At 40.7% G+C, this 11,529-nt stretch carries 8 protein-coding genes and 2 tRNA genes; 4 read left to right on the plus strand and 6 right to left on the minus strand.

The genetic code is table 11. The features are described from left to right. Positions 1 to 2 precede the first annotated feature (2 nt). Positions 3 to 653, plus strand: coding sequence for a thioredoxin family protein (locus MWU84_RS00510; RefSeq protein WP_246896426.1), 651 nt, complete (start codon positions 3 to 5; stop codon positions 651 to 653). Positions 654 to 736: 83 nt separating this feature from the next. Further along, complete coding sequence (locus MWU84_RS00515) at positions 737 to 2,098, plus strand: transglutaminase-like domain-containing protein (RefSeq protein WP_246896428.1); 1,362 nt, start codon at positions 737 to 739, stop codon at positions 2,096 to 2,098. Between the two features lie 39 nt (positions 2,099 to 2,137). Here MWU84_RS00515 and MWU84_RS00520 read toward each other — a convergent pair whose 3' ends face one another. From MWU84_RS00520 to MWU84_RS00535, 4 genes are all read right to left on the minus strand, one after another. Continuing rightward, positions 2,138 to 2,395 carry a hypothetical protein gene (locus MWU84_RS00520; protein ID WP_246896431.1) on the minus strand — a complete coding sequence of 86 codons (258 nt, stop codon included), beginning with the start codon at positions 2,393 to 2,395 and terminating at the stop codon, positions 2,138 to 2,140. 293 nt (positions 2,396 to 2,688) lie between these two features. Further along, a tRNA-Pro gene (locus tag MWU84_RS00525) sits at positions 2,689 to 2,766 on the minus strand. Between the two features lie 181 nt (positions 2,767 to 2,947). Continuing rightward, positions 2,948 to 3,031 (minus strand) — tRNA-Ser (locus MWU84_RS00530). 158 nt (positions 3,032 to 3,189) lie between these two features. Further along, positions 3,190 to 5,238 carry an HDIG domain-containing metalloprotein gene (locus MWU84_RS00535; protein WP_246896436.1) on the minus strand — a complete coding sequence of 683 codons (2,049 nt, stop codon included), beginning with the start codon at positions 5,236 to 5,238 and terminating at the stop codon, positions 3,190 to 3,192. 238 nt (positions 5,239 to 5,476) lie between these two features. Here MWU84_RS00535 and MWU84_RS00540 point away from each other — a divergent pair, with 238 nt between their 5' ends. Then, positions 5,477 to 6,652, plus strand: a complete 1,176-nt coding sequence (locus MWU84_RS00540) for an acetyl-CoA C-acyltransferase (RefSeq protein WP_246896442.1) — start codon at positions 5,477 to 5,479, stop codon at positions 6,650 to 6,652. A gap of 22 nt (positions 6,653 to 6,674) precedes the next feature. Beyond that, positions 6,675 to 7,427, plus strand: coding sequence for an NlpC/P60 family protein (locus MWU84_RS00545; protein ID WP_246896444.1), 753 nt, complete (start codon positions 6,675 to 6,677; stop codon positions 7,425 to 7,427). Positions 7,428 to 7,483: 56 nt separating this feature from the next. Here the strand turns inward: MWU84_RS00545 and MWU84_RS00550 are convergent, their stop codons facing one another. Further along, on the minus strand, positions 7,484 to 8,746 hold the full coding sequence (locus tag MWU84_RS00550; RefSeq protein ID WP_246896452.1) for a tetratricopeptide repeat protein: 1,263 nt from the start codon (positions 8,744 to 8,746) through the stop codon (positions 7,484 to 7,486). A gap of 34 nt (positions 8,747 to 8,780) precedes the next feature. Then, positions 8,781 to 11,312, minus strand: coding sequence for a DNA gyrase subunit A (gene gyrA, locus MWU84_RS00555; protein WP_246896454.1), 2,532 nt, complete (start codon positions 11,310 to 11,312; stop codon positions 8,781 to 8,783). Positions 11,313 to 11,529: the final 217 nt, after the last annotated feature.

The following is an 11,529-nucleotide window of genomic DNA, read 5'->3' on the forward strand; positions in this document are numbered from 1 at the left end:
TCATGAAAAGACTAATTTTATTTTCACTTACGTTGGCACTTTTTTCTTTTGTAAAACCAGAGTCGTTGACTCAACTGAAAGATGAATCCAAGGTGCACCTGAAGCTCCAAGGGGTTGGTATAGGCGACAGTGCCCCGTATTTCAATCTTAAGAATATTGATGGAAAACAATATTCATTTGACAACATCATCGATGGAAACGGTAAAAAACCCAAAGGATTTGTTGTGGTCTTTACGTGTAACACCTGCCCCTATGCAAAAGCCAATGAGCAACGCCTAATAGATTTGCACAAGACCTTTGCCCCAAAGGGATATCCCATTGTGGCCATTCAGCCAAACGACCCTTCCTTAAGCCCTGGAGACAGTTTCGATGCAATGAAGGCAAATGCCAAAAAGAAAGGCTTTCCGTTTCTTTATCTCATTGATGACGGCCAAAAAATATTCCCAAAATATGGTGCAACCAAAACGCCAGAAGTTTTTTTGATCGACTCCAAACGAATCGTACGCTACCATGGCGCCATCGATGACAGCCCGCGCGATGGGGAAAGTGTAACCGAAAAGTATGTGGAGATGGCCATTGAGGCTATTGAAGCCGGTAAAGATCCAAACACAAAAACGACCAAGGCGGTCGGATGCGGAATTAAGAGCACCTAAATAGAGTGTACTGCCAATAGAAATTCCCTATTGGGAGATAAAAAGAATTATTGTACATTAAGACAACTCTTAATCCAAAAAAAATGAATGACTTTCGGATTATTTTTGTCTTTATGCTGGCAACAATATTTGCCTGTAATACAAGTTCAAAAAAGAAAGAAAAAGATATAGCGCATACGGACAAGAATATCCCAAAGGTAGTTACTGCGGATATAGAAGCTGGTATTAAAGCCAATATCGCCAAAAAAGTAGAAGAAGGGGGCGGGTATTTTAACATGAGTACAGAGGAAAAAGATCTTCGCCTGCAATTGGTTCGTGTCCATACGGAATACCTTTCCAATTTAGGACCTAGACGGCATTTTGCCTGTGTTGATTTAGCCGATGTTAGCGGTGATGTATACGATGTTGATTTCTTCTTAGAAGGAGATCCTGGCAACATGACCGTTACGGAAACGACGCTTCACAAGCTTAATGGCAAACCTTTTTACACCTGGAAACAAAGGGAGGACAAGACTTGGTATAAGCTACCCCTTGACAATGCTTCCACCGACTTACTAGGCGTCATTGAAGGAGAGGACAGCTTTGAATTCAAGTATGAGGTTACCCTCCCAGAGATAAAAGAACCTGCAAAAATATGGATTCCAGTACCACAGAGCGATCGCTTTCAGACTGTTCAAATACTGGCAATTGAAGCTCCTGAGGAGCACCAAATGCTCAAAGAAGAGAAATATGGCAATACTGTATTGTATATGCAACTTTCACCGGAACATAGCGGAAAAAAAGTGGAACTTATATACGATGTTGAAAGACTTGAGAAAGAACCATATGAAGAAAATTCATCACCTACAATCTACTTGGACCCCAATATACTGATGCCTGTTGGTGATAGATTTCAGATACTTGCCGATTCCATTATTGGATCTAAAGGCAGTGAAAGTACCATTATGAGTGCAAGGGCACTGTATGATTATGTAATTGACAATATGCGCTACATAAAGGCGGGCAAATATGGCACTGGCGATGCGGTCTACGCATGTGACGCACTTACCGGAAATTGTACAGAGTTCCATTCCCTTTTCATTTCCTTAGCTAGATCGGCAGGAATACCTTCCCGCTTTGCTGTAGGGGCCGCAATCCCCTCAGACCGTGATGAAGGTGGTATAGATGGCTATCATTGTTGGGCTGAATTTTATGCCGAGGGAAAATGGTGGCCGGTAGATATTAGCGAGGCCAATAAGTACACGGCTTTGGCTACCTATTACTTTGGACGACATCCAGCAAATCGTATCGAATTCACTCGCGGACGGGACCTTCAACTGGAACCAGGACCACTTTCAGGACCGATCAACTTTTTGGCATACCCCGTTATGGAAATAGGGAATACTCCGGCATTTCCAAAAACGTTTTTTTCTTTTCAAAGGAAATCCGCTAAACAAACCCTATAAAAACGAACAAGGCCACCTTTATAGGGACTCGGTCAAATACTACTCTTCTTCTTTTGTAGGGTGCTCCTCCTCTTTTGCAGGGTGTTCATCCCCGGCTTCCGTTGGGTGTTCATCGCCCGCATTAGTAGGATGCTCTTCCTTGCCCGATTGTTCCCCGCCTTCCGGGTGCTCACCCTGCTGCTCCGTGTTTTCTTTCTTTTTCTGGTCCCTACAAGCGCTTATGGATCCAACAGCAATGAAGGTAAATAAGAGCATTAACAAAGTATAAAATCTAAAAGCCTTTTTACTGCACATCATATAGTTGTTTTATTAGTTAATAATCAATTTGATAAGGGCACTGATATCCGAATCTATTAAAGATAACGAATTTTGCCTCAACCTCATCAACAATGTTACAGTTTCGTACTTGATCCGGATTTCTTACAGGATTACCTCGCTCTGCTCGGTGATCCTGATTGGGGTTCGGTGCTCAAGATAATCCGACACAGGCTGGCGCCTGTCCGTATTTTTTGTTTTCCTCCGCTTAAGTGCCATACTGCACTACGCGTTGGAAAACAAAAAATCCGATCACTTTCGTGATCGGATCTTCTTGGTCGGGGTGGCAGGATTCGAACCTGCGACCTCCGCGTCCCAAACGCGGCGCGATAACCGGGCTACGCTACACCCCGAACTAGTTATCTAATTTCTTTCTTGGGGTGGTCACGCCTCAAGCGTGACGACCTCCGCGTCCCAAACGCGGCTCAATAATAACGCCTTGCGTTACAAACCGGACGAGACCTGCCACGCTATAGGCCTGGTACTCCCCCAAAATGGTTAAAACCATCTCATCAATACTACTCTAAAAAAAAGCGGAGAGACAGGGACTCGAACCCTGGCGACAGTTACCCGTCGACAGATTAGCAATCTGCTCCGTTACCACTCCGGCACCTCTCCAATAATCTTTAAAGATCAAAGCATTTAAAAATGCGGTTGCAAATGTACTTTTTCATTCATAAGAACGCAACAATTTTTTGATATTTTTTCACTTCTTATAACTTATTTAGCATTTATTCATCTTATCTAATTCAACATCAATGGTTTCTTAAAATCAACTACTCTGGATATTCGACCCTTAAATGATAGATATTGATCAATTTTTGCTTCAATATCTTCTTGATTGCTTCTATTTCCTTAAACGTAATATTGGCATTTAAAAATTGATCGGCCTTGATTTGCCCTTCAATAATCCTTTCAACAAAATCATCGATGATCAAGAAAGTTGGATTCTTTAAACTCTTGGATGCAGCTTCCACTGCATCCGACATCATTAAAATGGCGGTTTCCTTTGAAAAAGGAATCGGTCCTGGATATCTAAAATCCTCTTCATTGACCTCTCCTTCCAAAGATTCCTGCTTTTTGTAAAAATAAAACACCAATGAGGTTCCATGATGCGTTCTTATAAAATCTATTACCCGATCCGGAACTTTATTCTTACGTGCAATTTCTATGCCTTCAATAACATGGTTAATAATTATGGCTGCTGCATCCCTTGGTTCCAAATCATCATGAGGGTTAACATTGGTTACCTGGTTTTCCGTAAAATAAGTTGGATTGTTCATTTTACCGATATCATGGTACAATGCCCCTACCCTCACCAGCATGGCATTGGCCCCAATTTCATTCGCAGCGGCTTCGGCTAAATTTGCCACCTGAAGGGAATGATGAAAGGTTCCCGGAGCCTTATTGGATAATTCCTTTAATAACTTTGAATTGGTATCGGACAATTCCAATAAAGAAACATCGGAAACCAAACCAAATATTTTTTCATGAATATAAATTAACGGCTGTACAAACAGGGTAATCATTCCGTTCAAGAAAAAATACCCAAAAGCCATCCATTGTATATCATCCAAGTTACCCTCATGGATCATGTGAAAAGCAAAATAACCAATAATATATATCAAGGTTATTTGACCTACGGATATAAATAAATTAGCCCTTTTATACAGTTCGGATACAGACAAGATGGTAACAATCCCAGCCAAAGTTTGGAGAAATATATATTCAAAACTATTGGGCACAACAAAGCCCAAAATCAATACGGTTAAAACATGTACAAAAAGTCCCAACCTCGCATCAAAAAACGTCTTTAGGACCAAGGGCAGAATGCACAAAGGAACCACAAAAACATACTCTACATTATATTTTACCACCATGGTGGTCATAAACACCATGATGAGAATATTGACTACTATAAAGGTCACCTTTGTATTGTCCCTAAAAATTTCCGGGCGATATTTTTTTAGAAAAAGAAAGAACATCATTAACACCATGGCTACCAATACGGTGTACCCGAACAGTATAAAATATTGATTGTTATCTTCCCATAATTCCGACTCAAACTCACTTTTCAACGAATCCAACACTCTAACGTCTTCCTGCTCCACCACTTCCCCTTTGGCTATAATAAGCTTGCCCTCGTCCACATTCCCCAAAGTATATGAAATCTTTGAGTATTCCGATTCCAGCTCCTTATTGGATAAATCGGCATCAAAACTAACATTAGGCTTTATAAAGTTGAAGAACATTTCCTGAAAGGAGGGCTCATAAGCGGACAACCTATTTTGTGCCAATTTTTTCCTAATAACACCCTCTACCTCCGATAAACTATAAATATCATCAAAATTTAATTTTATAGCCTCATTATTCTTAACCACATAAAGACTGTTCTTATTACTCCTTCGCTCAATTTTGGATAGAATGCCATTGGCATAGAGATCGGCCAAAACATCCTTTGCAACCCCCTTAAACCTATCAAGTTCATTTTCGGTAAAACTCGGGGAATCAAAAAACCTGTTCAACTCCTTCGTAATTGTGCTATCCACTTCGGCCACAATACCGGAATCATAATAATAGTAATCTATATGATTGCTTTCAATTTTCTCCTTTTCCTTAGTAATTTCCTCTTCACCCTTATTCACCGAAAAGTCAAAAGGAGCATAAAAATTATTGTATTGCCAAGGTTTGCCTTTTTGGTATTCATACTTGAACTTTCCACCTCGTGGAAAAAAGAAAACTATAAAGAAAACAGCCGAGAAATATAAAAAATACTTATAAACCAAGGAGTGATTTTTATAAAGGCTGTCCAAAAAAGTGCGCATACGGAAAGTATATATAGTCAAAAATAGAAAAATATAAACTTAAAATGATACTTTACCTAAATATCACCGCTATTGAGGCCCACTTATACAATTTCACAGTGAAGCAGAAGCTCTATTTCTCCTATTCCCATTACTAAATTTACAGTTGTAGATTCACAAAAAAACTTGGAATATTCCACCGTTGCGCATCCCATTGCACATTAATTTATTAAATTCGCAAATAATAAAAATGAACTTGATGAAAGATGTTGTGATCGTTTCCGCTGTTAGAACACCCATAGGAAGTTTTATGGGGGCCTTGTCCACCGTTCCGGCACCTGAACTTGGCGCTATCGCCATTAAAGGTGCACTGGATAAAATAAAATTGGACCCTGCCAAAGTGGAAGAAGTTCTAATGGGCAATGTTGTCCAGGCAGGAACCGGCCAGGCACCAGCCAGACAAGCTGCCATTTATGCGGGCATACCTAATACGGTACCCTGTACCACAATCAACAAAGTATGTGCCTCGGGAATGAAATCGGTTATGATGGCCGCCCAGTCCATAGCATTGGGCGACAACAATATTGTAGTTGCCGGGGGTATGGAAAACATGAGCCTAATACCTCATTATCTTCATCTACGGAATGGCCATAAATTTGGACCCTCTACCATGATCGATGGCATGCAAAAAGATGGCCTGGTCGATGCCTATGATCAGCAAGCCATGGGAACATGTGCAGATGCATGTGCCATTGAATACGAATTTAGTAGGGAAGATCAAGATAATTTTGCCATTCAATCCTACAAAAGATCAACGGACGCCTGGGCAAGTGGAAAGTTCGCCAATGAAATAGTACCTGTGGAAGTCCCACAAAGAAGGGGCGAACCTATATTGGTAAGCGAAGACGAAGAATTTAGAAATGTTATTCTGGACAAAATTCCCAGTTTACGCCCTGCCTTTTCAAAAGAGGGCACGGTAACGGCGGCCAACGCTTCTACCATCAATGATGGTGCGGCAGCCTTGGTATTAATGAGCAGCGAAAAAGCAAAGGAATTGGGCTTAAAGCCCTTGGCAACCATAAAAAGCTATGCGGACGCCGCCCAGGAACCCAAATGGTTCACAACGGCCCCCGCAAAGGCACTTCCAAAAGCCTTGAGCAAAGCGGGTATCAGCATGGCAGATGTAGATTATTTTGAGTTTAACGAGGCCTTTTCTGTGGTTGGCCTAGCCAATATGAAATTACTGGGGCTTACCGATAAAAATGTAAATGTGAATGGCGGAGCCGTTTCTTTAGGTCACCCCTTAGGATGTTCCGGGGCAAGAATCATAATTACATTACTCAACATACTGGATCAAAACAATGCAAAAATAGGAGCAGCGGCCATCTGTAATGGCGGCGGTGGTGCTTCTGCCATAATTATAGAAAAAAATTAATAAGTTCTTGTAAAGCAAGCCCATGCAATACGGTATTTGCCACCTTAGTATTGTTGCAGTACGTTCCATTGCGGACGACACCAGCGAAATGGTCTCCCAACTTTTATATGGAGAACATTTTAAGGTATTGGAGCAAAGAAAAAAATGGAGTAAGATCCGCAATGCTTTCGACAATTTTGAGGGCTGGATCAGCAACCAGCAATTCACCCTTATAGAGGAAGACCTATTTACTAAAATGAACAGTAAGGAACCAACAAAAGTGGCTTCCGAACTTATTTCATTTATAGAAACAGAACACAATGTATTGCTGCCTATTGTCCTAGGTTCGTGCATACCACAAATTTGCCCCTTAAACCATAAGTTCGATGGCTCATTCACAATAGGCAGACAAGATAAAGACCAACTCGTAAACAAAGCCCTTCTCTATTTAAACGCCCCTTATCTTTGGGGAGGAAAGACCACTTTTGGAATTGATGGCCCAGGTTTTACCCAAATGGTCTACAAGACAAATGGCTATCGTTTACTTAGAAGTGCACAACAACAATCCACACAAGGGGAAGCTTTAAGTTTCATTGAAGAAAGTGAGCCGGGAGATCTGGCTTTTTTCGACAATAATGATGGTATTATAGACCACGTAGGGATTATCATGGAGAACAACTATGTTATCCATTCATTTGGCAAGGTACGGATAGACAGAATAGACCATACGGGAATTTTTAACACAGAGACAAATACCTACACCCACAAACTAAGGGTCATCAAAAAAATCATATAAAAAAAGACCATCTAATGCGATGGCCTTTTTATATATATTCTAACTTTTCAATTCAATTACTCCCCGGTAAGCTTTTTAAGACGTAAGAAGTTTTCGTTATCTCCCAAAGCACCATAGATATTCTTTAACTGGGAAAGAATACTTTGATTGTCCGGATTTAATTTTAAGGCATCTTCCAAGATAATGGCCCCGTCACGGAACAAGCTATCCTTTTTTTCTTTTAACTCATCATACCTGGCGATATCTTTTTTGGAGTTTCCAAGTGAATTCATTTCATCTATCAAACCATTACCTTCGTTAACATAAGTGGTAGAAAGGTTCAATTGCGCATTCACATAGCCTGGGTTAATTTCTATTGCCCTTTTATAAGCTTTCCTTGCATCCTCAATTAACCCTTGTTCCATATTGATAACACCTACATTGTAGAACAGATCAGGATTATCTGGAGCCACCTCAGAGGCTTCGGCCATAAGGGATTTAAACTTTTCCTTATCCCCCATTTTATAGTAAAGATTGGCCTCGTTCAGAATTAAGTTCACATCCTTTGGATCTTTAGCCCTTGCTGCCTTGTAAGCATCCAACGCTTTATCATCTTGACCTAATTGGGTATATATTAAAGCAATATTCTTAACTATTTCAGTAGTTTTTGATGGGGTTTTCTCATCTACTGGATCTTTATATGCCCCAGACTTGACCATTAATTCCCTTTGGGTTTTCTCCATTTCCTCAACCTCGCCGGTAGACACGTTTGTAGCCTTGTACACCATGCCACCACCATCATAACCTAAATCCTTTAACTCGTTGTAATACTTAAGAGCTTTCTCATAATGTCCTCCATTTACGGCACTACTGGCCGCGTAATAAAGATAAACCGTATCCTGAGGACTTAACTGGTAACCCATATAAAGTTTACCGGCCGCTTCTTCGTACTTTTTATTATTGTTATCTTCCACTGCTGAATTGATCAGGTCGGCAGTCATACCGGAAAGGCGTTCCTTGGCATCGGATCCGTATTTATTCTTTCCACTTTTCTCTTCCACCTCACTTACCTTTTTAAAGGAAGAAATAGCCTCATCAAAAGCACCTGCAGTACCTTTTTTAGCTAATTCGGCATAAGCACTTCCCCTTAAAAAGTAATATTGGGCCTGCATTTTTTCGTCAGCACTACCGATAATGGAAGCAGCTCCGTCCAATGCTGTTTTAGCAGCCATGGCATCGCCCGACTTCAAAGCTTTATCAGCCCTTTTGATCTCATCTTTTTGAGCTATTCCGACTACCGAAAAAAACATAGTCGCGAGTATTAAAATATTTGTTTTCATTTCAAAATTAAATTTACTTATTAGTGTTTAAATGTTATTCTTTAGTTTCTGCACTATCATTATCAAGAGCCGTGCCATCTTCTTCTTTGGCATCTACCTCCAAGGTTTTAATATCTTCCAATTCATCCTCATCCTTCATCACTTTGGCCACGGCAGCTATGGAATCATTACCTTTAATATTAATGAGTCGAACCCCCTGTGTTGCCCTACCCATTACCCTTAAATCCTCAACACTCATTCTGATTGCGATGCCCGATTTATTGATAATCATTAAATCATCCGAATCCGAAACATTTTTAATGGCTACCAAGCCACCAGTTTTATCGGTTATAGAAATGGTCTTCACACCTTTACCTCCTCTATTGGTAATTCTATAATCCTCAATACTGGAACGCTTTCCGTATCCATTCTCGGATACCACCAATATTTCTTCTTCAAAGTTATGAACTGCTACCATTCCGATTACCTCATCATTGTCATGCGCTAAAGTAATTCCACGAACACCCGAGGCATTTCTACCCATTGGCCTAGTCTTCACCTCCTCGAATCTAATAGCCTTGCCCGACTTTAGTCCAAGGAATATCTGACTGGCTCCCGTGGTAAGTTTAGCTTCCAAGAGTTCATCGTCTTCACGAATACTTATCGCGTTGATACCATTCTGTCGCGGTCTTGAGTATTGCTCCAGAGATGTTTTTTTAACAACACCCTTTTTCGTGGCCATGATTACATAATGACTGTTTACATAATCCTCATCCTTTAAATCCTGAGTACAGATAAAGGCTTTTACCATATCATCGTTCTCAATATTGATCAAGTTTTGGATAGCACGGCCTTTCGAAGTTTTTGTTCCCTCAGGAATTTCATAGACCCGCATCCAGAAACATTTTCCTTTTTGGGTAAAGAACAGCATATATTGATGGTTTGTACCCACAAATAAGTGTTCCAAGAAATCTTCATTACGGGTAGAAGATGCTTTTTGACCAACACCACCCCTGTGTTGTGTCTTGTACTCGGTAAGGGGGGTTCTTTTAATATAACCGGCATGTGAAATAGTAATAACCACTTGCTCGTCCGGGATCATATCCTCCATACTCAGGTCACCACCTGCAAAATTTATTTCCGAACGGCGGTTATCACCATACTTATCTTTGACCTCCAGCAACTCTTCCTTAATAATCTGCATCCTTCGTTCTTTCCTGGCAAGGATATCCTTTAAATTGGCAATGGTCAAGATTATTTCATCGTACTCGGTCCTTAATTTATCCTGCTCCAGCCCTGTCAATTGACGTAAACGCATTTCAACAATGGCCTTGGCTTGAATTTCACTAAGCTTAAAGCGTTCCATTAGCTTTTCCCTTGCCTCATCAGCATTGGAGGAAGCTCTTATGATCGCAATTACCTCGTCTATATTATCCGAGGCTATAATAAGCCCCTCTAAGATATGCGCTCTGTCCTCGGCCTTTTTCAGTTCATATTCCGTACGTCTTACCACTACTTCGTGACGGTGCTCCACAAAATAATGGATCATCTCCTTAACGTTCAATAATTGCGGCCTTCCGTTTACCAAGGCAATATTATTAACGCTAAATGAGGACTGCAACGACGTATACTTATATAAGGTATTAAGAACGATGTTAGGAATAGCGTCCCTTTTAAGAATGTATACGATACGCATACCGTTTCTATCCGATTCGTCCCTGATGGTAGCGATACCTTCTATCTTTTTTTCATTGACCAAATCGGCAGTCTTTTTGATCATGTCCGCCTTGTTGATCTGATAAGGAATTTCCGTCACTACGATACTTTCCCTTCCTTGAACCTCTTCAAAACTAGCCTTCGCCCTCATTACCACACGACCACGTCCGGTATGAAAAGCCTCCTTAACCCCATCATAGCCATAAATAATACCACCTGTCGGAAAATCCGGTGCCTTAATATGGGTAATCAACTCATCGATCTCAATATCGTTATTGTCAATATAGGCCACGGTACCGTCCACCACCTCGGAAAGGTTATGTGGCGGCATATTGGTTGCCATACCTACGGCAATACCGGAAGCACCATTGATCAATAAATTGGGTATTCTGGTAGGAAGTACAGTAGGCTCCTGCAAGGAATCATCAAAATTGAGTTGATGATCCACAGTATCCTTATCTATATCCGCCAACATATCATCTGCAATCTTCCGCATACGGGCCTCCGTATAACGCATTGCCGCAGGACTGTCACCATCAACGGAACCAAAGTTACCCTGACCATCGACCAGCATATACCTTAAACTCCATTCCTGGGCCATACGGACCATGGAATCATATACAGAAGTATCTCCATGAGGATGATACTTACCCAAAACTTCCCCGACAATACGCGCGGACTTCTTATGAGCACTATTAGATCTAACACCTAACTCGTGCATTCCGAACAAAACCCTTCTATGCACTGGCTTTAAACCATCCCTAACATCTGGCAGGGCACGTGACACAATGACCGACATTGAGTAATCAATGTAGGCAGATTTCATTTCATCTTCAATGTTAATCGGAATTAATTTTTCTCCTTCTGCCATTTAAAATCTTCTATTTAATTTTTAGTTAAAAAAGCAGGACAATATACGTAAAATCGATACTATACAAGTACTTAGGACATACTTTTGTGAAGAATTTATCAACACTATAAATATAGGGTTCGGTTAACTATTGGATTGTTAATATTTTTGCAAATAATGGCTTTTTTCGTCAATTCGACCACCTTTAACGAATATTAGGTATAGTATTTGCCATAGA

This window comes from Arenibacter sp. F20364 (assembly GCF_023015905.1).
Taxonomy (GTDB): domain Bacteria; phylum Bacteroidota; class Bacteroidia; order Flavobacteriales; family Flavobacteriaceae; genus Arenibacter.

Bases quoted from the DNA above. Each gene is read 5' to 3' on its own strand.
- MWU84_RS00510 (WP_246896426.1), top strand. From the start codon at position 3: ATGAAAAGACTAATTTTATTTTCACTTACGTTGGCACTTTTTTCTTTT.
- MWU84_RS00515 (WP_246896428.1), top strand. From the start codon at position 737: ATGAATGACTTTCGGATTATTTTTGTCTTTATGCTGGCAACAATATTT.
- MWU84_RS00520 (WP_246896431.1), bottom strand. From the start codon at position 2,395: ATGATGTGCAGTAAAAAGGCTTTTAGATTTTATACTTTGTTAATGCTC.
- MWU84_RS00535 (WP_246896436.1), bottom strand. From the start codon at position 5,238: ATGCGCACTTTTTTGGACAGCCTTTATAAAAATCACTCCTTGGTTTAT.
- MWU84_RS00540 (WP_246896442.1), top strand. From the start codon at position 5,477: ATGAAAGATGTTGTGATCGTTTCCGCTGTTAGAACACCCATAGGAAGT.
- MWU84_RS00545 (WP_246896444.1), top strand. From the start codon at position 6,675: ATGCAATACGGTATTTGCCACCTTAGTATTGTTGCAGTACGTTCCATT.
- MWU84_RS00550 (WP_246896452.1), bottom strand. From the start codon at position 8,746: ATGAAAACAAATATTTTAATACTCGCGACTATGTTTTTTTCGGTAGTC.
- gyrA (WP_246896454.1), bottom strand. From the start codon at position 11,312: ATGGCAGAAGGAGAAAAATTAATTCCGATTAACATTGAAGATGAAATG.